Source organism: Aurantimonas manganoxydans SI85-9A1, assembly GCF_000153465.1.
Classification (GTDB): Bacteria; Pseudomonadota; Alphaproteobacteria; order Rhizobiales; family Rhizobiaceae; genus Aurantimonas; species Aurantimonas manganoxydans.
On record NZ_CH672387.1, the window covers coordinates 1,617,892 to 1,643,549 of the forward strand.

At 67.1% G+C, this 25,658-nt stretch carries 23 protein-coding genes and 2 tRNA genes; 13 read left to right on the forward strand and 12 right to left on the reverse strand.

What is annotated here, in order from left to right; all coding sequences use genetic code 11:
- Positions 1–4 precede the first annotated feature (4 nt).
- A complete protein-coding gene (locus tag SI859A1_RS07695) occupies positions 5–1,327 on the forward strand; it encodes a TRAP transporter large permease (RefSeq protein ID WP_040325521.1) in 1,323 nt (440 codons plus the stop codon).
- Positions 1,328–1,401: 74 nt separating this feature from the next.
- Here the strand turns inward: SI859A1_RS07695 and SI859A1_RS07700 are convergent, their stop codons facing one another.
- Complete coding sequence (locus SI859A1_RS07700) at positions 1,402–2,358, reverse strand: fumarylacetoacetate hydrolase family protein (protein ID WP_009209245.1); 957 nt, start codon at positions 2,356–2,358, stop codon at positions 1,402–1,404.
- 307 nt (positions 2,359–2,665) lie between these two features.
- Between SI859A1_RS07700 and SI859A1_RS07705 the strand changes: the two genes are divergently transcribed.
- Together SI859A1_RS07705 and SI859A1_RS07710 are read left to right on the forward strand one after the other, a co-directional pair.
- Positions 2,666–3,850 (forward strand): pyridoxal phosphate-dependent aminotransferase, encoded by a 1,185-nt coding sequence (locus SI859A1_RS07705; RefSeq protein WP_009209246.1) that lies wholly within the window; start codon positions 2,666–2,668, stop codon positions 3,848–3,850.
- Between the two features lie 102 nt (positions 3,851–3,952).
- Positions 3,953–4,171, forward strand: coding sequence for a hypothetical protein (locus tag SI859A1_RS07710; RefSeq protein ID WP_024351475.1), 219 nt, complete (start codon positions 3,953–3,955; stop codon positions 4,169–4,171).
- A gap of 103 nt (positions 4,172–4,274) precedes the next feature.
- Here SI859A1_RS07710 and SI859A1_RS07715 read toward each other — a convergent pair whose 3' ends face one another.
- The 8 genes from SI859A1_RS07715 to SI859A1_RS07750 all read right to left on the reverse strand — a co-directional run bounded on the left by SI859A1_RS07715 (position 4,275) and on the right by SI859A1_RS07750 (position 11,542).
- Positions 4,275–5,258, reverse strand: a complete 984-nt coding sequence (locus SI859A1_RS07715; protein ID WP_009209247.1) for an alpha/beta hydrolase — start codon at positions 5,256–5,258, stop codon at positions 4,275–4,277.
- Positions 5,259–5,352: 94 nt separating this feature from the next.
- Positions 5,353–6,300, reverse strand: coding sequence for an ornithine cyclodeaminase family protein (locus tag SI859A1_RS07720; protein WP_009209248.1), 948 nt, complete (start codon positions 6,298–6,300; stop codon positions 5,353–5,355).
- Positions 6,297–6,887 (reverse strand): GNAT family N-acetyltransferase, encoded by a 591-nt coding sequence (locus SI859A1_RS07725; protein WP_040325523.1) that lies wholly within the window; start codon positions 6,885–6,887, stop codon positions 6,297–6,299. Before SI859A1_RS07725 ends, SI859A1_RS07720 begins: the two co-directional genes overlap by 4 nt.
- A gap of 5 nt (positions 6,888–6,892) precedes the next feature.
- Positions 6,893–7,738 (reverse strand): 3-mercaptopyruvate sulfurtransferase, encoded by an 846-nt coding sequence (gene sseA, locus SI859A1_RS07730; protein ID WP_009209250.1) that lies wholly within the window; start codon positions 7,736–7,738, stop codon positions 6,893–6,895.
- A 100-nt stretch (positions 7,739–7,838) separates the two neighbouring features.
- Positions 7,839–8,594, reverse strand: a complete 756-nt coding sequence (locus SI859A1_RS07735) for an alanyl-tRNA editing protein (protein ID WP_009209251.1) — start codon at positions 8,592–8,594, stop codon at positions 7,839–7,841.
- Positions 8,595–8,596: 2 nt separating this feature from the next.
- Complete coding sequence (locus SI859A1_RS07740; RefSeq protein ID WP_009209252.1) at positions 8,597–9,637, reverse strand: cysteine synthase A; 1,041 nt, start codon at positions 9,635–9,637, stop codon at positions 8,597–8,599.
- A 180-nt stretch (positions 9,638–9,817) separates the two neighbouring features.
- Positions 9,818–11,269, reverse strand: a complete 1,452-nt coding sequence (locus SI859A1_RS07745) for a cryptochrome/photolyase family protein (protein WP_009209253.1) — start codon at positions 11,267–11,269, stop codon at positions 9,818–9,820.
- A 197-nt stretch (positions 11,270–11,466) separates the two neighbouring features.
- Positions 11,467–11,542 (reverse strand) — tRNA-Asn (locus SI859A1_RS07750).
- 182 nt (positions 11,543–11,724) lie between these two features.
- Here SI859A1_RS07750 and SI859A1_RS07755 point away from each other — a divergent pair.
- Positions 11,725–12,024 (forward strand): hypothetical protein, encoded by a 300-nt coding sequence (locus SI859A1_RS07755; RefSeq protein ID WP_420804749.1) that lies wholly within the window; start codon positions 11,725–11,727, stop codon positions 12,022–12,024.
- Positions 12,025–12,044: 20 nt separating this feature from the next.
- On the opposite strand, the gene SI859A1_RS07760 is transcribed toward SI859A1_RS07755, so the two are convergent.
- Positions 12,045–12,257 (reverse strand): hypothetical protein, encoded by a 213-nt coding sequence (locus tag SI859A1_RS07760; protein ID WP_024351467.1) that lies wholly within the window; start codon positions 12,255–12,257, stop codon positions 12,045–12,047.
- Positions 12,258–12,424: 167 nt separating this feature from the next.
- On the reverse strand, positions 12,425–12,724 hold the full coding sequence (locus tag SI859A1_RS07765; protein ID WP_040325524.1) for a hypothetical protein: 300 nt from the start codon (positions 12,722–12,724) through the stop codon (positions 12,425–12,427).
- Between the two features lie 148 nt (positions 12,725–12,872).
- Here SI859A1_RS07765 and SI859A1_RS07770 point away from each other — a divergent pair, with 148 nt between their 5' ends.
- Both SI859A1_RS07770 and SI859A1_RS21625 read left to right on the forward strand, forming a co-directional pair.
- Entirely contained in the window at positions 12,873–13,814 is a 942-nt protein-coding gene (locus tag SI859A1_RS07770) for a LysR family transcriptional regulator (RefSeq protein WP_009209256.1), read from the forward strand.
- Between the two features lie 78 nt (positions 13,815–13,892).
- The gene (locus SI859A1_RS21625) at positions 13,893–14,177 is read left to right on the forward strand and encodes a hypothetical protein (protein WP_040325526.1); all 285 of its coding nucleotides are present in this window, start codon (positions 13,893–13,895) and stop codon (positions 14,175–14,177) included.
- A 71-nt stretch (positions 14,178–14,248) separates the two neighbouring features.
- On the opposite strand, the gene SI859A1_RS07780 is transcribed toward SI859A1_RS21625, so the two are convergent.
- Positions 14,249–14,322 (reverse strand) — tRNA-Cys (locus tag SI859A1_RS07780).
- 214 nt (positions 14,323–14,536) lie between these two features.
- On the opposite strand from SI859A1_RS07780, the gene SI859A1_RS07785 reads away from it, so the two are divergent.
- The 7 genes from SI859A1_RS07785 to SI859A1_RS07815 all read left to right on the forward strand — a co-directional run bounded on the left by SI859A1_RS07785 (position 14,537) and on the right by SI859A1_RS07815 (position 25,623).
- A complete protein-coding gene (locus SI859A1_RS07785) occupies positions 14,537–15,190 on the forward strand; it encodes a protein-L-isoaspartate O-methyltransferase family protein (protein ID WP_009209258.1) in 654 nt (217 codons plus the stop codon).
- 189 nt (positions 15,191–15,379) lie between these two features.
- Positions 15,380–16,795, forward strand: coding sequence for a TolC family outer membrane protein (locus tag SI859A1_RS07790; protein ID WP_040325527.1), 1,416 nt, complete (start codon positions 15,380–15,382; stop codon positions 16,793–16,795).
- 187 nt (positions 16,796–16,982) lie between these two features.
- Entirely contained in the window at positions 16,983–18,242 is a 1,260-nt protein-coding gene (locus SI859A1_RS22270) for a PopZ family protein (protein WP_276324892.1), read from the forward strand.
- Positions 18,243–18,378: 136 nt separating this feature from the next.
- Positions 18,379–21,222, forward strand: coding sequence for a valine--tRNA ligase (locus SI859A1_RS07800; RefSeq protein WP_009209261.1), 2,844 nt, complete (start codon positions 18,379–18,381; stop codon positions 21,220–21,222).
- A gap of 373 nt (positions 21,223–21,595) precedes the next feature.
- Positions 21,596–22,810 (forward strand): long-chain fatty acid transporter, encoded by a 1,215-nt coding sequence (locus SI859A1_RS07805; RefSeq protein ID WP_148233776.1) that lies wholly within the window; start codon positions 21,596–21,598, stop codon positions 22,808–22,810.
- Between the two features lie 265 nt (positions 22,811–23,075).
- On the forward strand, positions 23,076–24,800 hold the full coding sequence (ilvD, locus tag SI859A1_RS07810) for a dihydroxy-acid dehydratase (protein ID WP_040325529.1): 1,725 nt from the start codon (positions 23,076–23,078) through the stop codon (positions 24,798–24,800).
- Complete coding sequence (locus SI859A1_RS07815; protein ID WP_009209264.1) at positions 24,787–25,623, forward strand: tetratricopeptide repeat protein; 837 nt, start codon at positions 24,787–24,789, stop codon at positions 25,621–25,623. The genes ilvD and SI859A1_RS07815 overlap by 14 nt, the downstream gene beginning before the upstream one ends.
- The last annotated feature ends 35 nt before the right edge of the window (positions 25,624–25,658 follow it).

The following is a 25,658-nucleotide window of genomic DNA, read 5'->3' on the forward strand; positions in this document are numbered from 1 at the left end:
CCCGATGATCGACCCGTTCCTGCTCGGCATTCTCGGGCTTGTACTGCTGTTCTTCCTGATCGCGGTCCGGGTGCCGATCGCCTACACGATGATCCTGGTGGGTATGGCCGGCACGGCCATCCAGTCCGGTTCGACGGTGCTTCTGTACCAGCTCAAGGACCTCGCCTACGCGCAGTTCTCCAACTACGACCTGTCGGTGCTGCCGATGTTCATCCTGATGGGGGGACTGGCGTCGCGCTGCGGCCTGTCGCGTGATCTCTTCCGCGCCGCCAATGCCTGGCTCGGACGTTTCAACGGCGGCGTCGCCATGGCGGCGGTCGCGGCCTGCGGCGGTTTCGGTGCGCTGTCCGGCTCGTCCACCGCCACCGCCTCGACCATGGGGCAGGTCGCGCTGCCGGAACTGCGTCGCTACAAGTTCTCGCCCTCGCTCGCCACCGGCACGATCGCCGCCGGCGGCACGCTCGGCATCCTGATCCCGCCCTCCGTCGTGCTCATCGTCTACGCCATCATCGTGGAGACCAACATCGTCACGATGTTCGCCGCCGCGCTGATTCCGGGCATCCTGGCGATGCTGATGTTCATGGCCACGATCGCCATCTATGTCCGCCTGGTTCCCGGCTCCGGCCCGGTCGGCGAGGCGGTGCCGCGCAAGGAGCTGGTGGCGGCGAGCATCGCGGTGATCCCGGTCGCCATCATCTTCGGCGTGGTCATCGGCGGCATCTATGCCGGCATCTACAGCCCGACGGCGGCGGCCGCGATCGGCGTCTTCCTCGTTGGAATCTACGGCTTCGGGCTTGGACGGCTGAACTGGGGCAGCTTCGTCGAGGCGCTGCTGGAGACGGCCCGCACCAGCGGCATGATCTTCCTGATCCTCCTCGGCGCCGAACTTCTGAAGATCTTCATGGCGCGGGCCGGTGTGCCGCAGGCGGCCGCTGGCTTCCTGCAGGAGAGCGGCCTCGCGCCGTTCCAGATCCTCGCCCTGATCATCGTGGCGTTCCTGATCTTCGGCTGCCTGATGGACAGCCTGTCCATGGTGATCCTGGCGATCCCGTTCTTCTGGCCGGTGGTCGCCGGGCTCGATTTCGGGCTCGGCCCCGAGGAGACCAAGATCTGGTTCGGCATCATCATCCTGGTCGTGGTGGAACTCGGATTGATCACGCCACCGGTGGGGCTGAACGTCTTCATCATCAACTCGCTCGCCCCGGACGTGCCGATGCGCGAGACCTTCAAGGGCGTGATGCCGTTCTTCGGATCGGAGATCGTGCGGGTGCTGCTGCTGATCGCCTTCCCGGCGATCTCGCTGCTGCTGCCGCGCCTGCTGCAATAGGCCGAGCCGACGTCCGCGCGGACAGGCAGGGAACCGCGTTCCCGACAAAGTCGGGAACGCGTGCCGTCAGTTGGTCAGACGCTTTCGACGCTCTGCTCGATGGCGCCGAAGATCGAATGCCGGCGCTCGTCCAGCATCTCGATGCGCACGGTGTCGCCAAAGCCGAGGAGCGGCGTGCGCGGATCTGCACCGCCAGCCGCCTCGGCGCGACGAAGGCCGGCAAGGCTGGAATGGCCTGAGCCGCCCGCCTCGATCGAGGCGCCCTGGCCGCCTTCCGGTTGATCGGCGACCGTACCCGAACCGACGATCGTGCCGGCCGTCAGCCGGCGGGTCCGTGCCGCCCGGGCGACCAGCGCGGGGAAATCGAAGCGCGTCCCGATACCCGCATCGACGCGGCCCAGCGGCTTGCCGTTCAGATCGACGCAGAGCGTGCCGCCGAGCCGGCCGCCGTCCCATGCTTCGCCGAGTTCGTCCGGGGTCACGGCGACGGGGGAGAAGGTCGGGCTTGCCGCGCCGAGACGGCCATCGGTCCCCGCGGGTGAATCGGCGGAGCCGCGCAGCGCGACGGCATTGACCAGCATGACCAGACGGATCGCCTCGCGTGCCTGGGCGGGTTCCGCGCCCATCGGCACGTCACCGGTGATCACCGCGATGCCGCCGCCCAGATCGATGCCCCATGCCTCGTCGGCGGCCAGGATTGGCTCCCGCGGGCCGAGGATGGCATCCGACGCGCCCTGGCGGAGCTCCGGCCCGTCGTCGGGCCCGGCGGCGTCCGTCGCGGCCTCGATCCATTGATAGGCGCGGGGCAGGGGGCTGGCCGCATCGTGCTCGTGGAAACGCTCGGCCGGCACCGCCCCGGTTTCCAGACTCTGGGCCAGCGTCGCCAGATGCGGCGCGACGCGCGCCCAGTCGTCGAGCGCTGCCTGCAGGGTCCGTGCCAGGAACGCGGCGTCGGTCATCTGCGTGAGATCGCGCGAGACGACGACGAGGCGGCCGTCGCGGCTGCCATCCTTGATGGTTGCAAGTTTCATGCGTCGGGGATCCTCCTCAAGAGGCTGCCGCAGCACCTGCTCCGGCAAGCCGGCCGGTTCCCGGACTCCACCTGCCGGGCCCTGGCGACGTCGAGCCTAGCACGCATGTGGGAATGTGGGGCGGGTTTCGCGCCGGCTCCGGCCGGGCCCGTGAGCGCGGCCTGCGGCGTGACGCAAGGTGCGGCCGAACTCGACACCGGCCGGGGGATGCCATACGGATCGCCCATCGGCTTTGCGCCGCGAAACCCCGACGAGCCACAGATCCGCGCGCGTCCCTTCAGATGCCCGGGCCTTTCGAGAGACGAACATGCTGCATACGGTTTCCGCCTTCGACCGCATCGGCGAGGAGAACGCCTTCGCGGTGCTCGCACGCGCCACCGCCCTTGCCAATTCGGGCCGCGACATCATCAATCTGGGCATCGGCCAGCCGGATTTCCGCACGCCGGAGCATATCGTCGAAGCGGCCATCAAGGCGCTGCGCGACGGCCATCACGGCTACACGCCGGCCAATGGCCTGATCGCGACCCGCGAGGCCGTGGTGCGCCGGACGCTGGCGACCACCGGCATCGAGGTTTCGCCGGAATCTGTGATGATCCTGCCGGGCGGCAAGCCGACCATGTATGCGGCGATCCTGATGTTCGGCGAGCCGGGCGCTGAGATTCTCTATCCTGATCCTGGCTTTCCGATCTATCGCTCGATGATCGAGTTCACCGGTGCGACGCCCGTGCCGGTGCCGGTGCGCGAGGAGAACGGCTTCGCCTTCTCGGCCGAGGAGACGCTGTCGCTGATCACGCCGAAGACCCGGCTCCTGATCCTCAATTCGCCGGCCAACCCGACCGGCGGCGTGACCCCGCGCGCCGAGATCGAGAAGCTGGTGAAGGGCCTTGCCGACCATCCGGACGTGGCGATCATGTCGGACGAGATCTACGACGTGATGACCTATGACGGCGAGGCGCATTGCTCGCTCCTGACCTTCCCGGAAATCCGCGACCGGCTGATCGTCCTGAACGGCTGGTCGAAGACCTGGGCAATGACCGGCTGGCGCATGGGCTGGTCGATCTGGCCCGAGGTGCTGATGGACAAGATCCGGAAGCTCGCGGTCAATTGCTGGTCCTGCGTCAATGCCCCGAGCCAGTTCGCCGGCATCGCCGCGATCGATGGTCCGCAGGACGACGTCGAGACGATGATGCGGGCCTTCGACCGGCGCCGCAAGGTGGTGGTCGAGGGGCTGAACACGCTGCCGGGCGTCTCCTGCGCGACGCCCAAGGGTGCGTTCTACGCGTTCCCGAACATCTCGCAGACCGGCTGGAAGGCCAAGAAGCTGGCCTCGGCCCTTCTGGAAGAGGCGGGCGTCGCACTGATCGGCGGGCCGGACTTCGGCATTCTCGGCGAGGGCTATGTGCGGCTGTCCTACGCCAATTCGGAGGAGAACATCGTGCGGGCCCTCGAGCGCGTCGATGGCTTCCTGCGCTCGCAGTCGGCGCCTGTCTGACTGCGGCGGGGCTGCGGAATGCCGGGAAATCCGGGTGTGGTGGTTTAACTCTCGGGCCGACTGATTAGGTTGGAGAGCTTACCCCGAACACCAGGAGATGGCATGTCCGATCAGAACGACAACGAGAACGGCATCCAGGGTGTCATGGTGGAGAAGCTGGAGGGCGTTTCGCAGCTCCCTGACGGCAATGTCGCCCTGATCATCCGCAATGGCGACGCGCCCATCGGCCTCGTCTTCACGCCCCAGGACGCGCAGGACGCGGCGAAGCTTCTGGCTTCGGTGCATCCCGAGGACGGCGCACCGAACGGCGACGCAGCCTGAGGTAGGATCTATCGATGGCGGGTGGCGAGCAGCCATCCGCCATTTTTCGTTTCGGGCAGTCTGGCCGCATGAAGGCCGGCGCTCGCAGGGCGGCGGCCCGAGATCAGTCGGTGCGGGGCAGGGCCTCGACCCAGGAGACGATCCGCGTGGCGATCTCGTCCGTCGTCTGCGGCGAGACGATATCACCCGCCAGGACGTGGCTCGCCGGATCGCCGCTCACCGGAACCTCCACCACTTCGCGCGGGCCCTGCCAGCGCGCCATGACCGCCTCCGTCGCGGCGGGATCGACGATCCGGTCGTTCGGCGAGAACAGCGTCAGGACCGGAAGCGCGATGCCGGAGATGTCGGCCCGCAGGGTTTCGCGCACCAGCGCCGCCATCGGGACCAGCGCGCCGATCGGATAGCGCGTCGTCCAGTTCTCCGCCTGCGGATTGTTCAGCGGATCGAAGCCACGGGTCTCGCCGCCGACCAGCGGCAGGAGATCGCGGGCCCAGGGCAGGTCCAGCGCGAAGGCCCAGCGGTCGAGCAGGCCGAAATTCGGCGAGATCAGCACCAGTCCCGCCACATCCTGCATCAGTCCCGGCTGTGTGGCTCCGAAGGTCGCCAGCGTGCCGCCAGTCGAGGTGCCGATGACGATGACCCGGTTGCCGATCTCGCGGCCGATGGCGACCGCTTCGGCCAGATCGTTGAGCCAGGCGTTGACGTCGGCCTGTTCCATTGCGGCGCTGTCGCGGCCATGGCCGGTGAGCCGCGTGTAGAAGAGGTTCGCGCCCAGGGATGCCGCGACCTTGTCGGCAAGGGGACGCGTCTCGCCCTTGGCGGCGGAGAAGCCGTGCACATAGACGATCGAGATCGGCGTGCGGGCGCGCGAGGCCGGATAGGCCCAGACGATCTCCTTCTGTGCGTTCTCGCGCAGATTGGGAATGTCCGCCTCGGTGCGCGCGAGATAGGCGTCGGCATCGGCGCCGATGGCGGCGGGATCGAAGCGGATCGTCGTCTCCACCGGTTCGCGCGGTCCGAACAGCCAGACGACCCCACCGGCCAGCAGCAGGACGACAACGAAAGCGATAAGCGTTTTCCAGAGCAAGGGCAGCGTCCGTTCGGCGGTGGCAGGCGTGGCTTCGTCTATCGCGTCTGGTCCCGGCTTGAAACCGTCGGGATCGTCGCTCCCGTCCCGGCGTTCAGCCGCGGCTGTCGCCGGCTTCGACCAGTCGCCGGATCAGCGCGCCGACCATCAGGTCGAGATGGGCGCCGCCGCCATTCTTGTAGGCGGTGATGGCGTCGGGCGAGGACCGGCCGGCGGTTCCGGCGCACAGATCGTGCAGGTCGCCCAGGACGTCGTCGGGAGTGATGGTCCCGGCGTCGAGCGGGATCTGGATTTCGCCGATATGGCCGAAGGTCGTGCGGCGGGAATCGACGAAGAGCTCGGCGCGCTGGAGCAGCGTGTCGTCGGCTTCGCGCATGTCCGGCCGGAAGGCGCCGATCAGGTCGACATGGGTGCCGGGGCTCAGCCACTCGCCCTTCAGGAACGGCTCTTTCGACAGGGTGGCCGTGGAAACGATGTCGGCGGCGGCGACCGCCTCCGCCAGCTCGGTCGCGACCGTCACCGGAATGTCGTTGCCGGCGCATTCCGCCGCAAGCGCCTCGGCCTTGTCGGTGCTGCGGTTCCACAGGATGATCTGTTCGAGGTCGGGGAAGAGCTCGCCATAGGCGGGGATCAGCGTGCGGGCGACGGTGCCGGCGCCGCAGATCAGCAGCCGCCGCGAATCGGGGCGGGCCAGCAGCTTTGCGCCGAGGACGGAATCGCCGGCGGTCTTCCATTTGGTGACGAGGATGCCATCGACGAGCGCCGTGGGCGCGCCGCTGTCCTCGTCGAACAGCAGCATGCCGCCCTGTACGGACGGCAGCGGCGGGTCGCGGCGCGGGTTGTCCGGATAGACGGTCACCGATTTCAGCGCGATGCCGAGTCCTTCGATCCAGGCGCCGCGATTGAGCAGGCTGCGGCCATCGCGCGACAGCAGCATGTCGCCGATCTCGGCCTGCGGCAGGCGATGCGCGTCGCGGATCGCCTCGGTCACCGCCGTCCAGGTCAGGAGGTGATCCGCGTCCGCGGTGCCGATGATTCTCATCGCGGCGTGTCCCCGGCGACCATGCTGGTCGGGGCCGGCGTGTGATGCGCCTTGGCCAGTGCCTCGACCGATTCGATCGCCGGCGTCTGGACCATCCGCGTCGCATAGGGCGTAAAGCCGTGCTTGCGGTACAGCGGCAGGGCGGCGGGATGATCGAGCGTGTTGGTCTCGATGGTCAGGCGTTCGGCGCCTTCCGAAAAGCCGGTGACGATCGCCTTGGACACCAGATGATCGGCAAGACCGCGGCCGCGAAAGGCGGGCATGATGCCGAGATGGACGATTCGGGCCGATTTCAACGACCGGCGCATTTCCAGTTCGAACCAGCCGGCGACGATGTCGTCGGCCAGAAGCACGAAGATGCGGGTCGCCTCGTCGTGGATTTCCCGGTCGAGGCGGTCGTCCGGCAAGATCCGCGACGTCCAGTGATGCGGATCGCCGACGCTGCGATAAAGCGTGCGATAGGCATCGAGCGCGATGTCACGGATTTCGCGGAAGCTCAGCTCCGTGTCCGAAGCCGGCGGCGAGGCCACCCGCTCGGGCGGCTGACGCAGTTCCAGGCTGGTGACCGTGGTCGTCAACAGGCGCATGGGGATCACGATCCGGTCACGACCGGTGTGTCGGTCGCGCCGCCCCATTCCGTCCAGGAGCCGTCATAGAGCCGGTGCTGCCGGCTGCCGAGGGTTTCCAGCGCAAGGTTGAGCACGGCGGCGGTCACGCCAGAGCCGCAGCTCGTCACCACCGGAGCATCGGGATCGACGCCTGCCGCAGCGAAGGCGGCGCGCAGCTCCTCGGGAGATTTCAGCCGGCCGTTCTCGGCAAGCTGCAGGAAGGGCAGATTGCGGGCGCCGGGCATGTGGCCGGCGCGAACGCCCGGGCGCGGCTCGGCGGCTTCGCCGGCAAAGCGGTCGGCCGGGCGCGCGTCCACCACCTGCAGCGCGCCGTCGTCGACGATCCGGCGCATCTCGTCGAGCGTCGCGACGGCATCGGCGTCGTAGCTGGCCTCGAAAGTCGCGGGTTCGGGCGAGACCTTGCCAGTTTCGACCGGATGGTTGCCGGCTCGCCAGGCGGGAAAGCCGCCATCGAGAATGCGCACGTCCTTTGCACCATAGGTCCGGAACATCCACCAGACGCGTGGCGCGGAAAACAGGCCCATCCCGTCATAGACGACGATGGTGTCGGTCTCGCGGATGCCGAGCCTGCCGACGGCTGCGCCGAAATCGGCGGCCGCAGGCAAGGTGTGCGGCAGCGACGAGGCGGGATCGACGATCGCGTCCTGATCGAAGAACACCGCGCCGGGAATATGGGCGGTCTCGAATTCGGGCTCGGCCAGACGCTTCTGCGCCGGCAGATACCAGGAGGCGTCGACGACCGAGAGGCCCGGCTTGCCGAGATGGCCGGCGAGCTCGTCGGGTGAGATCAGGAAGGGGTTGTGGCTCATGCGCCGCCTCGATCATGCACTGGTGCCACGGAGCGCCGCGGCCAACGGATGGCGCAGTAGATCGCACCCGTTCCCGTCGCGGCAAGGGCAGTTACGGGTTTCAGGCGGGCAGGGGGCCGAAGCGGATGCGGAAGCGCCGGTTGACCTTGCCCTTCTTCTCGATCTTGCCGATGTGGATCTCGCCGACTTCACCGGTTTCCAGGACATGGGTGCCGCCGCAGGGCTGGGTGTCCACCGCCCCTTCGTCGCCGACGCAGACCAGGCGGATGCGCCCGGTGCCGCGGGGCGGCTTGACGTTGGCCGACTTCACCAGGCCCGGATTGGCGTCGAGTTCGGCATCGCTGATCCAGCGGGTGAACACCGGATGGTTGGCCTCCACCAGTTCCATCAGGCCGGCGGTGACCTCGGCCTTGTCCGGCGCGCCTTCGGGGATATCGAAATCGACACGGCTCTCGTCCTCGCCGACCGCCGCGCCGGTGATCGGAAACGGACAGACGACCGTGAGGAGATGGCAGGCCGTGTGCATGCGCATCAGCTTGTAGCGGCGCTTCCAGTCGACATGCAGCACCAGCGTCTCGCCGGGCTGCGGCAGGGCGGCGTCGTCCTCGACCAGCATCAGGATGGTGGACTTGTCGGCGGCGTAGACCGTGTCGACGATCTTCACCTGGCGGCCGTCGGCCGTTTCGACGAAACCGGTATCGCCCGGCTGGCCGCCGCCGGCCGCGAAGAAATTGGTGCGCGCGAAGACAAGGCCAGGGCGCCCGTCGGCGGTGGTGTCGACGCGCAGCAATTCGGCTTCCATCGTCGATAGATAGGAATCGTCCTGATAGACGCGCTCGGTTCCGGCCTCGGACATGGTCAGTCCACCGGCTCGAAGGGCACGTCGAATTGCGGCGTGCGCTCGATCCACTGCGGCACTGGCAGGCCCTTGTCTCGGAGGAAGGCCGGGTTGAACATCTTCGACTGGTAGCGATTGCCGTAGTCGCACAGGATGGTCACGATGGTGTGGCCGGGGCCCATCTCCTTCGCCATCCGGATGGCGCCGGCGATGTTGATGCCCGACGAGCCACCGAGGCAGAGCCCTTCCTCGGTGATCAGGTCGAAGACGATGCGCAGGGCCTCGTCATCGGGGATCTGGTAGGCGAAGTCCGGCTCGAAGCCTTCGAGATTGGCGGTGATGCGGCCCTGGCCGATGCCCTCGGTGATAGACGAGCCTTCCGATTTGAACTCGCCGGTCGTGTAGTAGCTGTAAAGCGCGGCGCCCATCGGATCGGCGATGCCGAACTTGATCTGCCCGGAGCGGCGCTTCAGGCCCATGGCGGTGCCGGCCAGGGTGCCGCCGGTGCCGACGGCGCAGATGAAGCCGTCGATCTCGCCACCTGTGCCGTGCCAGATCTCCTCGGCGGTCGTGACCACATGGCCGTCGCGATTGGCGAGATTGTCGAACTGGTTCGCCCATATGGCGCCCTGCGGATGGGTCCGGGCGAGCTGCTCGGCCAAGCGGCCGGAGACCTTCACGTAATTGTTCGGGTTCTTGTAGGGGACTGCCGGCACTTCGATGAGCTCGGCGCCCATCAGGCGCAGCGCGTCCTTCTTTTCCTCGCTCTGGGTCTCGGGGATGACGATCACGGTGCGATAGCCCAGCGCATCGGCGACCAGCGACAGACCGATGCCGGTATTGCCGGCGGTGCCTTCGACAATGATGCCGCCGGGCTCCAGGAGCCCCTTCTCCTCGGCGTCGCGGATGATGAACAGCCCGGCGCGGTCCTTGACCGACTGGCCGGGGTTCAGGAATTCGGCCTTGCCGTAGATCTCGCAACCCGTCGCTTCCGATGCCTTGTGCAGTCGGATGAGCGGCGTGTTGCCGATGGCGTCGAGGACGGAATTGTATCGGGACATCTGGGACCTGATTGGCGGGATGCGGAATGCTGCCGCGAAACTATGACCGGCGGGTGGGGGTGGCAAGGCAATGATTGCCGTGACGGGAAACTTGTCTGCCGCCACACACCGGGAACCACCCGGCGCCAGCAGGGGCGGCGACCGAATCGGCGACGGCAGCGATGGCGGCGTCCGGTCGGCTCAGCCCTTCACTTCGCCATAGGCATCGAGCGCCCGCTTGCGCGCCGTCCCGTGATCGACGATCGGCTTCGGATAGGTCTTGCCCAATTCCACCCCGGCCTCGGCCAGGGTATCGGCATCGGCCTCCCAGGGGGCGTGCAGGACCTTGTCCGGCAGATCGGCGAGTTCGGGCACGAAGCGGCGGATATAGTCGCCGTCGCCATCGAAGCGCTGGCTCTGGGTGACCGGATTGAAGACCCTGAAATAAGGCTGGGCGTCGGCGCCGCTGCCGCCGATCCACTGCCACTGGGCCGTGTTCGAGGCGATGTCGCCATCGACCAGCGTATCCCAGAACCAGCGCTCGCCCTCGCGCCAGTCGATCAGCAGGTCCTTGGTGAGAAAGGAGCCGACGATCATCCGCACGCGATTGTGCATCCAGCCGCATTCCCAGAGCTGGCGCATGCCGGCATCGACGATGGGGTAGCCGGTGAGGCCCTTCTGCCAGGCCCGCAGCTCGGACTTCGCGCTGCGCCAGGGGAAGGCATCGAAGCGGTCATTGTAGTTCTGCGTCGCGAGCGGCCCGAAATTGTGGAGCAGGTGATAATTGAAGTCGCGCCAGACCAGCTCCTTCTTGAAGGTCTTCAGCGCGTCGCCCGGGATCGTCTTGCGCCGGTTCGCACAGGCTTCCGCCATGTGCCAGAGCCGATAGGGCGAGATTTCGCCCCAGCGCAGATGCGGCGACATGCGCGAGGTGGCATCGTCCCCCGGACGGTCCCGCCCGTCGGGATAATCGTTCAGCCATTCGTCGGAGAATTCCTCGAAGCGCTCATGCGCGGCGGCTTCGCCGACCTTCCAGAACGCGGCGATGCCGCCGGACCAGTCCGGGCGCGTCGGCAACAGGTCCCATTCCTCCAGCCTGTCCGAGCGGGGCTGGTCGTCGAGCGATGCGAGCTTGTCCGGCGGATCGATCGGATCGCGGGGTTCGTCTTCGGCGAGGTTCTTCCAGAACGGCGTATAGACCTTGTACCAGCCGCCGGTCTTGGTGCGCACCTTGTCGGGGTCGTGCAGGATGTTGGCGGTGAAGCGCTGCACCTCGACATCGCTGCCCAGCGCCGCCTCGACCGCGTCGTCGACGGCGCGCGAGGCCTGGTCGTAGCGCCGGTTCATCAGAAGCGTCGTCGCGCCGGTCGATTCGACGATGTCGACGACATGCTCGCTCGCCTTGCCACGGCGCAGGATCAGCGGCGCGCCCTTGTCGGCGAGATCCTTGCCGAAGCACTGCAGCGAATGATGCAGCCACCATTTGTGCGTCCCGCCGAGGGACCGCACGCCGTCGCTCTCCTCGTCGAGAACCACGAGCGGCACGACCGGGCGTCCGCTGTCGGCGGCTTCGGCCAAGGCCGGGTTGTCGTCCAGCCTGAGATCGTCCCGAAGCCAGACGACGATCGGTTCGCTCTGTGATGTCTGCGTCATGAATGCTGCCTACGCTTGTCCCGGCGTAATCCGGCCGGCCCGGTGTGGGGCACCATGTGTCGCGAAAGCGCGGGGAGGCGAGGGCGGTGCGACCAAATGGGCCGAATCGGGGCAGCGCGCGTTCCGTCCGGCAGTGGGGAACAGGGCGCTGAAACGAAGAAAGCCGCCGGTCGCGAGACTGACGGCTTTCAAGAAACTGGCTCCCCGAGCAGGGCTCGAACCTGCGACAATTCGATTAACAGTCGAACGCTCTACCAACTGAGCTATCGGGGAATGACGCGTCCAGCGCGTTGGCGTGCCTATAGCAAAGCGATTGCGCATTTGCCAACCCGTCCGGGCAAAAAAACGCATAGCAGCATGGCGGAAAAACCGTCAGAGCGGCAAAGGCTTGTGCGAACGGGGCGCCGCGCCCATGTCGCAGCGCAGGTGACGGGCCACAAGGAATGCCGCAGGTCATGGACGAACAGCAGGACGCGCCTGATGCCGACGGCGGCCACGACGAACCGTCGGTCCGCAAGGCGCACCGCATCGCGGTCATGGGACGCGACATGCCGCTGCCGGCCTCGCGGGGCCTGCGGATCGCCACGGGCGCCGCGCTGGTCCTGGGCGGCACTGTCGGCTTCCTGCCGATCGTCGGCTTCTGGATGATTCCCCTCGGCCTTCTGGTGCTGTCGGTCGATCTCGGGCCGGTGCGGCGGTGGCGCCGTCGCAGCGCGGTGCGCTGGGGCCGCTGGCGCGCAACCCGCCGCAACTGAGCGCTCGGCCTATCGGCCCGTCAGCGCAGCCGCGTCGGCCGCCACACCACGATGTTCGGGCGGCGGTCCCGATCGAGCTCCCTGGCCTCGACCTCGCAGTCGCGTTCGCGGCATTCGCGGCAGCGAAACGCCAGCTTTTCCAGCGGGCCCGCCGGATCGGCGGCCATGGCTAGGTCCACCGCCAGGAACGAGGCGGCGTGGCCGCATTTGCGGCATGTGGCGGTGACCAGCATGCCGCGTCGTGCGGCTTCGCCGAGGGTCCCCGATCGTGGTCTGCTGGTATCGCTCATGCCCGCTAGATGGAACGAAGCATGAACATCGTCAACGGAAAAAAGGGCGCTGCCGCAAGTCCGGCAGCGCCCTGCGGGCGACGGGAGCTGGGAGGAAGCTCCGGTGCCGATTACAGGCCGTTGGCGACCGGCTGATAGGCCAGCGGCGTGACGGTCGTGCGGGTGGCGGGCGCGAATCGCGCCGCGTCACGGGCGGTCTGCGGCGCGGCCCGGCGTTCGGTACGGGTCACGCGGCGAGCGTCGTTGCGAACCGTCTCGCTGCGGTCGGCTGCGGCGCGCTGGCCGGACTGGAACTCGCCGTAGAAATGGCCATAGCCGACGTCGCCGGTGGAGGCGAGCTGGGCCGAGGCCGGAGCAGCGAAGGCGAGGGATGCCGCGAGGCCTGCGGCGAGGAGCGAAAGCGTCTTCATGGCAATGGTCCCTTGGTTTGGAGGCTCCGGCGGACTGCGTTTTGCAGTGTCCGGAACACGGCAATGATGCGATGCACCGGACCTATTGTTGGAACGCTGCCGGTGGTAGATGGCGGAATTGCAACTCGTCGTCCTACTGGTGGAACGCATGCCCAATCTCGATGACCTCTTCTATTTCGAGGCCGTGGTGCGCCATGGCGGATTTGCCGCGGCGGGCCGGGCACTCGGCATTCCGAAGTCGAAGCTGAGCCGCCGCGTCGCCGCTCTGGAACAGCGGCTCGATGTCCAGCTCCTGGAGCGCTCGGTCCGCCGGCTGTCGCTGACGGCGGTCGGCGACGTGTTCTACGGCCATTGCCGTGCGGCGCTTGCCGAAGCCGAGGCGGCCGAGGAGGCAGCACAGACCCTGACCGCCGAGCCGCGCGGGCTGGTCCGGCTTGGCTGCCCGCCGGGATTCGGCGAACATGCGCTGGCCGGCGTGCTGCCGGCGTTCTTCGCGGCCTATCCCAAGGTGCGGCTGCAATTGCTGGTATCGCTGGAGACCATCGATCTCATTGCCGAGCGGGTCGACGTGGTGATCCGCGCCAATCTCGCCTTTGAGGAGAATTCCGATCTGGTGGCGCGCAAGCTGGGCCCGATCGGCATCGTCCTGGTGGCGAGTCCGGCCTTCCTTGCGGCGCATTCGGCCATCGCGCGGCCGGAGGACCTGGCCGGCCTGCCGACGATCGCCCATCAGAAGACGCAGGACCAGAGCATCTGGGAGCTCTATGACGGCGCCGACCGACCGGTGCGGATCCGCCACGAACCGCGGCTCCTGGTCAACGACTTCGCCGTCTCCCGCGAGGCCGCCATCGAAGGCCTGGGTGTCGCGATGCTGCCCCAGGCGGTCTGCTACGACGCGCTCGCCTCTGGCGCGCTGGTCCGGGTGCTGCCGGATTATCATGCCGGCGAGAGCATGGTGCATCTCCTGTTCACGTCGCGGCGCGGCATGCTGCCGGCCGTGCGGGTGCTGGTCGATCATCTGATCGCCACGCTGCCGGAGGTGATGCGGCGCAAGCGCGCGGCCGTATACCAATCGCAAACCGTCGCCTGAGCGCCAAGTCGCTCATCGGGAACCGAATTCCGCTTCGACCCCTTTCGCTTTCCAACAAACGAATGAGAGGCGGATACAATGTTCAAGCAGCTTGCGGCAGCCCCGATCCTGGCAGCAGCGCTCTTCACGGTTCCGGCCAGCGCGCAGTCGACCTCCGGCGATTCCCTGTCGCAGGGGATGATCGAGATGGCATCGCTGTCGGTCGAACCGCGCGAGAGCCGCAGCATCAAGAGCGCGTCCAACGGCGTGCCGATCCCGACGCCGCGGCCGGAAACCATCCGCAACATCGCGCCGCAGGAGCCCGTCGAGCGCACCGCCGAAGGCTATCGCCTGATCGGCCCGCGCTTCTTCCCGGCCCAGTAAGCCGCATACGACGACAGGCGGCCGCGTCGCCCGGCACCGAACTGTCATGAATGCAATGTAGGGGAAAAAGCTGGAGGCCTCGGAGGGAATCGAACCCCCGTGCAAGGATTTGCAGTCCTCTGCGTAACCACTCCGCCACGAGGCCTCACCGGCGCTGTACCTACTGATTTGATTGGGCTCTCGCAAGCCCCTCAGATCCGATCTGCGAACATCGTCATGCCGGCAGTCCCGGTTTTCTGTCACGCCGCAACGCCGAACGGTGCGTTGCGGCGATCTTCGCCTTGCCTCGCTTCTAGGGCGCGACTAAGGAAACGACAGAGAACAAGGCGAAACGGCGACGAGAGATCGGAATGTCGACCATGGACTTTGATGCCGCCCGTACGCGGATGGTGGACAACCAGATTCGCACCACCGACGTGACCCGCCACGAGATCCTGCGGGCCTTCCTCGAGGTGCCGCGCGAAGAGTTCGTGCCGGCCGCGCGCAAGCCGCTCGCCTATATCGACGAGGACGTGCCGCTCGGCAACGGTCGCTTCATCATGGAAGCCTCCCCCTTTGCCAAGCTGATTCAGCTGGCCGCGATCCGCCCCGACGACGTCGTTCTCGATGTCGGCTGCGGCACCGGCTATTCGTCGGCGGTGCTGTCGCATCTGGCCGGCTCGGTGGTCTCGCTGGAGCAGGATCCGGATCTGGCGGAAGCGGCGACCGAGAACCTTGCCCGGCTCGACTATGTCACCTGCGCCGTCGTCGAAGGTCCGCTGAACGAGGGGTACCCGTCGGAAGCGCCGTTCGATGTCATCTTCATGCAAGGCTCGGTCGGTATTCTTCCTGAAACGCTGTTGCAGCAGCTTCGCCCCGGCGGCCGTCTGGTCGTCGTCGAGGGGCAGGGCAATGCGGCCGAAGCCAAGCTCTATTTCCGGGACGACAATGGTGTCGTCGGCAGCCGCTTCGGCTTCAATTGCAGCATCCGGCCGCTGCCGGGCTTCCAGAAGAAGGCCGAGTTCGCCTTCTGAGGATCGGCATCGTTGCAGATTTGCCGATCCACGAAACAAATGCCGGGCCTGGGGCCGGGTCGCTTGATCGATCGGTCGTAAGCCTGATTAGTATGCGCCAAAATTACTAACGGCATTCCCGGGTCTGAAGTTCCCGATCCGGGCGAGGGCGGTAATCGTTCCTGGGGTGAGCCGCGTCGTGGAGTATGAATATTGATCGGCAAAACTGTGATTGCCGCGCTTCTGGCTGCGGGCACGCTGTTGTCCTCCCCCAGTGGCGCGCTGGCGGAGACGCTGACCGAGGCGCTGGCCAAGGCCTACAAGTTCAATCAGGAGCTTAACGCCGCCCGCGCCCAGCTTCGCGCGACCGACGAGAATGTGCCGCAGGCTCGCTCGGCGCTTCGCCCCTTCATCAGCGGTGTCGGCTCGGCGAATGCCAGCCGCAGCCGCACGACCCGCGGCGACGACCTGCCGCGGATTCGCGACCGGACCGATTCGATCGGTTTCGGCGTGCAGCTGAACCAGACGATCTTCGACGGCTTCCAGACCCAGAACAACGTCGCCGCGGCGCAGGCCCAGATCCGGGCGGCGCGCGGCAATCTGTCGAACACCGAGCAGAACGTCCTGTTCGATGCCGCAAGCGCCTACATGAATGTCCTGCGCGACCGGCGCATTGCCGCGCTGCGCCGCGAAAATCTCGGCTTCCTCGAAGAGCAGGTTCGCGCCGCCGGCGCACGTTTCGAAGTCGGTGAGGGCACGCGGACCGACGTGGCGCAGGCCGAATCGCAGCAGGCGCTGGCAACCGCGCTGCTGAACAGCGCGCTGTCGCAGGTGGCGTCCAGCGAGGCGACCTATTTCGACATCATCGGCGACTCGCCCGACAATCTGGTTGCGGGCACGCTGCCGTCCGGCGTGCTGCCGCGCTCGGTCGACGAGGCCTTCCGCATTTCCCAGGCGGAGCATCCGGCGATCCAGGCGACGCTGGCGGCTGTGGACGCGGCCGCCTTCCAGGTGAAGTCGGCCGAAGGCGCCTTTCTGCCCGAGCTGAGCCTGACGGGCCGTGTCGACGACACCTACGCCCTCAACGAGCGCGACCCGTCCAGCCTGCCCGGCGTGCGCGTGAACACCCAGAACGAGGTCTCTGCCTCGGTCGGGGCGCAGCTGACGATCCCGATCTATCAGGGGGGTCGCGCCAGTTCCGTCGTGCGCCAGGCCAAGGAAGTGCTCGGCCAGCGGCGCATCGAAGTGGATGGCGCCCGTGATCAGGTGCGCGCCGCGGTGGCGACGTCATGGGCGCAGCTGCAGGCGGCACGGGCCAACATCACGGGCTACCGGGCTCAGGTCGACGCAGCGCGGCTCGCCCTCAACGGCGTCATCGAAGAGCGCAATGTCGGCCAGCGCACCACGCTGGACGTCTTGAACTCCCAGGCCGACGTGATCTCGGCCCAGATCCTCCTGGCCGGTTCGACCCGCGACGAGGTCGTCGCCGGCTATGCCGTGCTGTCGGCCATCGGCCGCCTGTCCGCCGAGCGCCTCAACCTCGTGGCGAATGTCTATCGTCCGACCGAGCATTACGAGGCGGTCGAGGACAAGTGGTTCGGCCTGCGCACCCCCGACGGCCGCTGAGCCTCGATCGGGCGAGCGCCGGACCCCGCGAAGCGAGTCCGGCCGGCAACAGCACGCTGCAAGAAGCTGGTGATAGAGACGCTGAAGGGCCTTGCGGGATTCCCGTCGAGGCCCTTTGCGCTTAGGCTTCACGCATGATTCGAACGATAGGGTCTGCGCCTGTCGCCCAATTTTGCGGGAGCTCGTCATGAGCAATGCTCTACCGGCACGGGAACCGTCCATGGACGAGATCCTGGCCTCGATCCGGCGTATTATCGAAAGCGGCGAGGAGAAGTCTCCCTCGCGCCGGGCTGCGGCCAAGCCGGCCGCTTCGGCCGAGCGCGATGACCCGCGGTCTGCCGAGCCGGAAACGCGCACGCAGCAGGGTTCCAGGCCCGCGCTGACGGAGCCGCGCCTCGAGAACCCGGCACCGGTTCAGGCCGAGAGTGACGAGGTCTCCGGCTTCGACGGGCTCGGACGTCCTGCCAACGATACGGTGCGTCAGGCCTCCCGGCCCAAGCTCGGGATCGTGCCGCCTGCGGCCCCGGTCGCGGCCGATGAGGATGCCGAGGACGACGCCGGGTTGGCGTCCGGCCTGGGTCTCTCGTTCGACATGGTCGAGGACGATGTCGAAACGGCCGTCCGGCAGGCGGTCGCCGCCCATGACGGACGCCTGGGCAATGCGGCGGATACGACCAACGCGGACATCTCCAGCGACGTGACGGCGCTGTCGTCGGCACGGCTGCAGGCCGCCTCGCTTGCCGCGGCGTCCGAGCGCCGGACGGACGCGGTGCGCGAACCCGTGGCCGATGTCGCGGCCATGGCTGCGGCCGACGACGAGGACGAAGTGCCTGCCGCAGCGCAGCTGGAGCCTGCGGAAGCGATGGCCTCCGCGCAGGCCGCACCGATGCCGGCCGGGTCCATTGCGACATCGCGCGCTGCCGACGTCTCGGCGGAAGTCGATGAGCCGGCCGATTATCTCGGCGAGTTCGACGAGGAGGAGTTTGCCAGCGAGCTTCTCGACCGGGCGGGCCTGTTCGAGGCGGGTCGGGCCGACGCCGACGTGGCAACCGATTCCGTCACGGGCGATGGCGCCGAGGACGAAGCCGACGACGAGGACGAGGCGGCTCCGGCCATGACCGCGCCCCCGTCACCGCAGGCGTACGAGCCGGCCGAGGCCAAGGCCGCGGACGCCGTCAAGGCACCGGCGACGCCGTCCGCACCAGTTGCGGCGGCGGCGGCCGACATCCATGCCCTTGTCTCGCACGAGGCCGGCGAGCGCATCGCCGGGTCGTTCGACGACCTCGCCCGCGTCATCCGTGATGAGCAGATGCGCACCATGGACGAGACCGTCCGCCAGATGCTGCGGCCGATGCTGCAGGAATGGCTCGACGACAACCTGCCGCGCCTTGTCGAGCGGCTGGTCCGCGAGGAGATCGAGCGCGTCGCCCGCGGCGGTCGCCGCTGACGAACCCGGCCTGCGGCGCACGGATCGCATCGCGGGCCGACCGGCTCTTCGTTGACAGTGTCGAAAGCAAGGCTGTAACCGGTTCTGGAACATCACCGCCCCGGGGTATCCGGCTGGCGCGCGCACCGGACAAGCCATGATCGAAAAGACCTATGACGCCGCGGCGATCGAGCCGCGTATCGCCGAGCGTTGGGAAGAGGCCGAGGCGTTTCGCGCCGGTGCCGGCGCCGCCGAGGACGCCGAAGCCTTCTCGATCGTCATTCCGCCCCCCAATGTCACCGGCTCGCTCCACATGGGGCACGCGCTGAACGACACCTTGCAGGACGTGCTGGTGCGCTTCGAGCGCATGCGCGGCAAGAAGGTGCTGTGGCAGCCGGGCCTCGATCACGCCGGCATCGCCACGCAGATGGTCGTCGAGCGCCAGCTGGCCGAACGCAAGGAGCCGGGCCGGCGCGACATGGGCCGCGACGCCTTCATCGAGCGGGTCTGGCAGTGGAAGGGCGAATCGGGCGGGGCGATCCTCGGCCAGCTTCGCCGTCTCGGCGCATCCTGCGACTGGTCGCGCGAGCGCTTCACGATGGACGAAGGGCTGTCCAAGGCCGTGCTGCACGTCTTTGTCGAGCTCTATCGCAAGGGCCTGATCTACAAGGACAAGCGGCTCGTCAACTGGGACCCGAAGCTGCTGACGGCCATTTCGGACCTGGAGGTCGAGCAGAAGGAGGTGAAGGGTCACCTCTGGCATTTCCGCTATCCGCTGGCCGATGGCGTCACCTACGAGCATCCCTACAATCTCGATGCCGAGGGCAACCGCACCGCTTGGAAACCGTCGGACGGCGAGCCCGCCGGCTACGAGACCCGCGACCATCTGGTCGTCGCGACGACCCGGCCCGAGACCATGCTGGGCGACAGCGGCGTGGCCGTCAGCCCCGAGGATCCGCGTTACCGTGACCTCGTCGGCAAGACCGTCATCCTGCCGCTGGTCGGCCGCCGGATCCCCATCGTCGCCGACGAATATCCCGATCCCGAGGCCGGCACCGGCGCGGTGAAGATGACGCCGGCGCACGACTTCAACGATTTCGAGGTCGGCAAGCGCCACGATCTCAGGCAGATCAACATTCTGACGATCGCCGCGAAGATCACGCTGGCCGAGAACGAAGCCTTCCTCGACGGTCTGGACGAGACCGCCGAAATCGAGCGCACCATCGCGGCGCTCGACGGCGAGGACCGCTTCGCCGCGCGCGAGGCCATCGTCGCGATGATGGAGGAGGGTGGTCTCCTCGCCGCCGTCGAGGACCATCCGCACACGGTGCCGCATGGCGACCGCGGCGGCGTGCCGATCGAGCCGTTCCTCACCGACCAGTGGTATGTCGACGCCAAGACGCTGGCCGAGCCGGCCATCGCCTCGGTGCGCGAGGGCCGCACCAAGTTCGTGCCGAAGAACTGGGAAAAGACCTATTTCGACTGGATGGAGAACATCCAGCCCTGGTGCATTTCGCGCCAGCTCTGGTGGGGCCACCAGATCCCGGCCTGGTATGGGCCGGACGGCGAGATCTTCGTCGCCAAGACCGAGGAAGAGGCCGTCGCCGCGGCGCTGTCGCATTATGTCACCAACGGCACGATCGACGACGAGGAAGCCCGGGCCATGGCCGCCGACCCGGCGCGCCGCGACGGCTTTCTGCATCGCGACGAGGACGTTCTCGACACCTGGTTCTCGTCTGCCCTCTGGCCGTTCTCGACGCTCGGCTGGCCGGACCAGACGCCGGAGCTGGCGACCTATTATCCGACCAGCGTGCTCGTCACCGGCTTCGACATCATCTTCTTCTGGGTCGCCCGGATGATGATGATGGGCCTCGAATTCATGGACGAGGAGCCGTTCCACACGGTCTATGTTCACGCTCTGGTGCGCGACAAGACCGGCGCCAAGATGTCGAAGTCGAAGGGCAATGTGGTCGATCCGCTCGATCTCATCGACGAGTTCGGCGCTGACGCCCTGCGCTTCACCCTGGCGATCATGGCGGCGCAGGGCCGCGACGTGAAGCTCGATCCGCAGCGCATCGCCGGCTATCGCAACTTCGGCACCAAGCTGTGGAATGCGACGCGCTTCGCCGAGATGAACGGCGCTGTGCATGGCGGCACGCTCGATCCGTCGCAGCTCTCGCTGCCGCTGAACCGGTGGATCGTGACCGAGCTCGGACGCACCATCGCCGAGACCGAGACCGCCATCGCGGCCTACCGCTTCAACGAGGCGGCGGCGACGCTCTACCGCTTCGTCTGGAACCTGTTCTGCGACTGGTATGTCGAGCTGGCCAAGCCGGCCCTGATGGGCAGCGACGAGGCCGCGGCCAATGAGGTGCGGCACGTCATGGGGTCGGTTCTCGACCGGATCTACGCGCTGCTGCATCCGTTCATGCCGTTCATCACCGAGGAGCTGTGGCAGGTGACCGCCGCCGGCGAACGCGCGTCGCTGCTGTGCCATGCGGCCTGGCCGGTGCTCGACTTCGCCGACCGCGACGCCGCCGACGACATCAACTGGCTGATCGAGGTGGTGTCGGAGATCCGCTCGGTGCGGTCCGAGATGAACGTGCCGGCGGCGACCGAGGCCGATCTCGTCGCGGTGGCGCCGGATGCGGCGACCGCGGCGCGGCTGGAGCGGCACGGCGCCGCGGTGAAGCGGCTGGCGCGGCTGGCGACCATCGTCACCGCGGAGACGGCACCGGAACAGTCGGCGCAGATCCTCGCGGCGGGCGGCAGCTTCGCGCTGCCGCTGGCCGGGCTCATCGACGTCGCCGCCGAGCGCAGCCGCCTCGGCAAGGCGCGCGACAAGGCTCTCGGCGAGATCGAGCGGATCGATCGCAAGCTCTCCAACCAGAAGTTCGTCGCCAACGCCCCTGACGAGATCGTCGAGCAGGAGCGCGAGAAGCGCGAAGGCTACCGGATCGAGGCCGACAAGCTGTCGGCCGCACTCGAACGGCTGCAGTAGCGTCACGATCCGGAGCACGGCGTTTCCTCGTAAGGAGGCGCCGTGCTCCTCCAATGCCCGGTCTCATCCGGCCCTTCGAGCCGAGCCGCCGATCTGTCGTATTTATGACACGCTCGGGACACGATTTTGTCTCCTCGCGCCGTAGGCGTGCCCATCTCATCCTACGTAACTCCCCGTTCCCCCACGCGAAAAATCAGAATCTGCAAAGGCTTGCGCAGGGTTCGCCAGCTATGGTCGCCGCTGTGGCGAAAGCGTCGCAATCGCCCCGGTGTTGCAACCGGGGAGTTCCGGACCGCGAATTTATCGTTTACGTTTGCGTCAACTTTCAGCGGCTGGGTTCCCGCGGAAGTTCAACAAGAGTGGGGGGATTCCATTGCGAACTTTTCTGACAACGATTCTTGGCGCGTCCCTGGCTTCGGCGGCGCTCAGCACGTCGGCCCTCGCCGGTGGCTTCCAGCGCGGCACCGCTGACACGGACATCCTGTTCGAGCAGGGCACCGCCGTGATGCGGACCGGCGTCACCTACGTCAATCCGCAGCGCGGCTTCGAGTCGATCAACGGCCAGAGTGGCAATTTCGGCACCTATACGCAGGATTACGTCATCCCGTCGCTGGCCTTCGGCATCAACAGCGAGATGGCCGGCTGCGCAGGCACCTACGTGATCTCCTTCGCGGCGGAATCCGACTACACCGGCGCGCCGGGCGGGGCGCTTCCACGGGGGCCGGCAGCTGGAGCGCAGACTGAAACGAGCGAGTTCGAGTCGAACGAGTTCGGCCTCACCTGCCGGCTTTCCTACACCAACGATATCGGCCGCTTCAGCCTTCTTGGCGGCGTCTTTGCCGAAGACTTCACCTTCGACGGAACGAGCCTCTCAGTTACACCACCGCTCTTAGGCTCGCTTCCTGTCCGCACGACCGTGGAAACGGAAAGTGGTTACGCGCCTGGCTATCGGATTGGCGCGGCATTTGAGAAGCCAGAGATCGCGTTCCGTGCGCAGATATTGTACCGCTCAGAGGTAACGCACAATAGCTTCTCAGGCGCCGGCAACGTTGTCACTACGACTAGTGTTGGTTTTCCTGCTGGAACACAGCTCGCGTCTGGAACATCCAACTTCAGTGATGTTACAAGCCCGCAGAGCCTGTACATCAACGCGCAGACCGGAATCGCCCCGGGCACGCTGCTGCTGGCGTCGTTCCGCTGGACGGATTGGAGCACCAACGGCACCGCGGTCAGCTCGATCACCACCGCAAGTGGCACGAGTTCGAGCCTGTCGCCCTACAACTGGCGGGATGGCTACACGGCGTCGATCGGCCTCGGCCGGGCGTTCACCGATGAGATCTCGGCCGCCGTCTCGGTCGGCTACGACCGCGGCGTGTCGACCGGTTCGGAGACGACCTACACCGACCTCTACACCCTGGCCGGCGGCGTCTCGTTCAAGGCCAATGAGTGGAGCGAGCTGCGCTTCGGCGGTCTCGTCGGCTACTGGACCGATGGCGAGCAGTCGATCAACGACGGGGCGTACTTCAATGCCACGGTCGGCGACGATTTCGTCTATGCGCTCAACGCCTCGATGAAGTTCACTTTCTGAGTCCGGTCTCGCGACCAACTCGTTGAAGCACAAGGAAGGCGCGTCCGCAGGGCGCGCCTTTTTGCTGGCCGGGACCCTCTCGCGGGCATCGAGGTGAATTCGCTGCTTGTGGGATCGCTGCAACACTATTGCAGCGGAGCATCGCCTATAGTCCGCCGCGGGGAGCCATGCCCCGTTGCCGCCACAAAACCCGCTCACCCCAGAGGTGCTGATCGGGCGCGGCGTCGAGGCGGGCCATGAACAGCGTTGTGTACGAGGGGGACCGATGGACGCGCATTCGATCGACAAGAAGAACCTGCCCAGCCGGCATGTGACCGAGGGGCCGTCGCGCGCGCCGCACCGCTCGTACCTCTACGCCATGGGTCTCACCAAGGAAGAGATCCATCAGCCGCTGGTCGGCGTCGCCTCCTGCTGGAACGAGGCCGCGCCGTGCAACATCTCGCTGATGCGCCAGGCGCAGGTCGTCAAGAAGGGCGTCGCGGCAGCCCGCGGTACGCCGCGCGAGTTCTGCACCATCACCGTCACCGACGGCATCGCCATGGGCCATCAGGGCATGAAGGCTTCGCTCGTCTCGCGCGACCTCATCGCCGATTCGGTCGAACTGACCATGCGCGGCCACGCCTATGACGCGCTGGTGGGTCTGGCAGGTTGCGACAAGTCGCTTCCGGGCATGATGATGGCGATGGTTCGCCTGAACGTGCCGTCGGTCTTCATCTATGGCGGGTCGATCCTGCCGGGCAATTTCCGCGGCCAGCAGGTCACCGTTCAGGACATCTTCGAGGCGGTCGGCAAGCATTCGGTCGGCGAGATGAACGACGCCGATCTCGACGAGATCGAGCAGGTCGCCTGTCCGTCAGCCGGTTCCTGCGGCGCGCAGTTCACCGCCAACACCATGGCGACCGTCGCCGAGGCCATTGGCCTGGCGCTGCCCTATTCCTGCGGTGCGCCGGCGCCCTACGAGATCCGCGACAAGTTCTGCTACGCCTCGGGCGAGATCGTCATGGAACTCTTGGCCCGCAACATCCGGCCGCGCGACATCGTCACCCGCAAGGCGTTGGAGAACGCCGCCGCCGTCGTCGCGGCGACCGGCGGATCGACCAATGGCGCCCTGCACCTGCCGGCGATCGCGCATGAGTGCGGCATCGAGTTCGACCTGTTCGACGTCGCGGAGATCTTCCGCAAGACGCCGTACATCGCCAACCTCAAGCCGGGCGGCAAATACGTCGCCAAGGACATGTTCGAGGCCGGCGGCATCCCGATGCTGATGAAGACCATGCTGGACCATGGCTATCTGCACGGCGACTGCATGACCGTCACCGGCCGCACCATTGCCGAGAACATGGCGAAGGTGACCTGGAACCCGAACCAGGACGTCATCCATCCGGCCAACACGCCGATCACCCAGACCGGCGGCGTCGTCGGCCTGAAGGGTAACCTCGCCCAGGACGGCGCCATCGTGAAGGTCGCGGGCATGAAGAACCTGCGGTTCTCCGGCCCGGCGCGCTGCTTCGATTCGGAAGAGGAATGCTACGAGGCCGTCTCCAAGCGCCAGTACAAGGAAGGCGAGGTTCTCGTCATCCGCTACGAGGGCCCGCGCGGCGGACCCGGCATGCGCGAGATGCTGTCGACCACGGCGGCGCTCTACGGCCAGGGCATGGGCGACAAGGTCGCGCTGATCACCGACGGCCGGTTCTCCGGCGCGACCCGCGGCTTCTGCATCGGCCATGTCGGTCCGGAAGCGGCGCTCGGCGGTCCGATCGGCCTGCTGCGCGACGGTGACATCATCACCATCGATGCCGTCGCCGGGACACTGGACGTGGACGTCTCGGATGACGACATGAAGAAGCGGGCCGAAGACTGGAAGCCCCGCGAAACCGACTACCAGTCCGGTGCCATCTGGAAATACGCCCAGCAGGTCGGCACGGCGCGCCTCGGCGCAGTGACACATCCGGGCGCAGCGGCGGAAAAGCACTGTTATGCGGACCTCTAGTTCGTTCCTGTCGGTCTCGATCCTGGCGTTGACGCTGCTTGGCAGCGTCGGCGGGTCGGCGCTCGCGCTCGACCCTGCGGCCAGGGTCAATCCCGACGCAGGACCGCTGGAACTGTTCTCCTTCGGCTTCAAGGCCTATCAGCGCGGCGAGAAGGTGGAAGCCTTCGAGGCGCTGCGCTACGCCGCCGACAAGGGACATCCGGGCGCGCGCTGGAAGCTCGGCCGGATGTATGCCGAGGGCGACGGCGTGCCGGAGAACGACTACGAGGCCTTCAAGATCTTCGAGCAGATCGTGCGCGATCAGGGCGAGGAGGAAGGCAACTTCACCAATGCCGCCTATGTTTCCAGCGCGGTCGTCGCGCTGGCCGACTATCTGCGCGTCGGGATTTCCGGCAGCCCGGTGGCGGTAGACCTGCAGCGTGCGCGGCAGTTCTACTTCCACGCCGCCTCCTATTTCGGCGACGCCAAGGCGCAGTTCGAACTGGGCCGCATGACGCTGAACGGGGAGGGCGGCAAGGCCAATCCCCGGCAGGCGGCGCGCTGGCTGAATCTGGCCGCCGAGAAGGGCAATGTCGGCGCCGCGGCGCTGCTCGGCTATCTGCTGTTCGACGGTGACCGCATCTCGCTGCCGGCCCAGCCGGTGCGCGGGCTCGGCATGCTGACCATGGCGCTGAAGCGGGCCTCGCCGCGCGACGAAAAGTGGATCCGGCCGCTGCAGGAAGAGATTTTCGCGATCGCCTCGGAAAGCGAACGGCGCACTGCGCTCGCCTATGCCGAGCAGCAGATCGCGTCGGCGACCGGCGTGGTCAGCACCAAGAACTGATCATCTGCGGCTGTCTGTGACGGTCGCCTGCGCGG

Coding starts and splice junctions, on each gene's coding strand:
- SI859A1_RS07735 (WP_009209251.1), bottom strand. CDS start 8,594: ATGTCCGAGGCCGGAACCGAGCGCGTCTATCAGGACGATTCCTATCTA.
- SI859A1_RS07755 (WP_420804749.1), top strand. CDS start 11,725: ATGGACGAACAGCAGGACGCGCCTGATGCCGACGGCGGCCACGACGAA.
- SI859A1_RS07765 (WP_040325524.1), bottom strand. CDS start 12,724: ATGAAGACGCTTTCGCTCCTCGCCGCAGGCCTCGCGGCATCCCTCGCC.
- SI859A1_RS21625 (WP_040325526.1), top strand. CDS start 13,893: ATGTTCAAGCAGCTTGCGGCAGCCCCGATCCTGGCAGCAGCGCTCTTC.
- SI859A1_RS07700 (WP_009209245.1), bottom strand. CDS start 2,358: ATGAAACTTGCAACCATCAAGGATGGCAGCCGCGACGGCCGCCTCGTC.
- SI859A1_RS07815 (WP_009209264.1), top strand. CDS start 24,787: ATGCGGACCTCTAGTTCGTTCCTGTCGGTCTCGATCCTGGCGTTGACG.
- SI859A1_RS07770 (WP_009209256.1), top strand. CDS start 12,873: ATGCCCAATCTCGATGACCTCTTCTATTTCGAGGCCGTGGTGCGCCAT.
- SI859A1_RS07710 (WP_024351475.1), top strand. CDS start 3,953: ATGTCCGATCAGAACGACAACGAGAACGGCATCCAGGGTGTCATGGTG.
- SI859A1_RS07705 (WP_009209246.1), top strand. CDS start 2,666: ATGCTGCATACGGTTTCCGCCTTCGACCGCATCGGCGAGGAGAACGCC.
- SI859A1_RS07745 (WP_009209253.1), bottom strand. CDS start 11,269: ATGACGCAGACATCACAGAGCGAACCGATCGTCGTCTGGCTTCGGGAC.
- SI859A1_RS07800 (WP_009209261.1), top strand. CDS start 18,379: ATGATCGAAAAGACCTATGACGCCGCGGCGATCGAGCCGCGTATCGCC.
- ilvD (WP_040325529.1), top strand. CDS start 23,076: ATGGACGCGCATTCGATCGACAAGAAGAACCTGCCCAGCCGGCATGTG.
- SI859A1_RS07695 (WP_040325521.1), top strand. CDS start 5: ATGATCGACCCGTTCCTGCTCGGCATTCTCGGGCTTGTACTGCTGTTC.
- SI859A1_RS07760 (WP_024351467.1), bottom strand. CDS start 12,257: ATGCTGGTCACCGCCACATGCCGCAAATGCGGCCACGCCGCCTCGTTC.
- SI859A1_RS07720 (WP_009209248.1), bottom strand. CDS start 6,300: ATGAGAATCATCGGCACCGCGGACGCGGATCACCTCCTGACCTGGACG.
- SI859A1_RS22270 (WP_276324892.1), top strand. CDS start 16,983: ATGAGCAATGCTCTACCGGCACGGGAACCGTCCATGGACGAGATCCTG.
- sseA (WP_009209250.1), bottom strand. CDS start 7,738: ATGAGCCACAACCCCTTCCTGATCTCACCCGACGAGCTCGCCGGCCAT.
- SI859A1_RS07725 (WP_040325523.1), bottom strand. CDS start 6,887: ATGCGCCTGTTGACGACCACGGTCACCAGCCTGGAACTGCGTCAGCCG.
- SI859A1_RS07785 (WP_009209258.1), top strand. CDS start 14,537: ATGGACTTTGATGCCGCCCGTACGCGGATGGTGGACAACCAGATTCGC.
- SI859A1_RS07740 (WP_009209252.1), bottom strand. CDS start 9,637: ATGTCCCGATACAATTCCGTCCTCGACGCCATCGGCAACACGCCGCTC.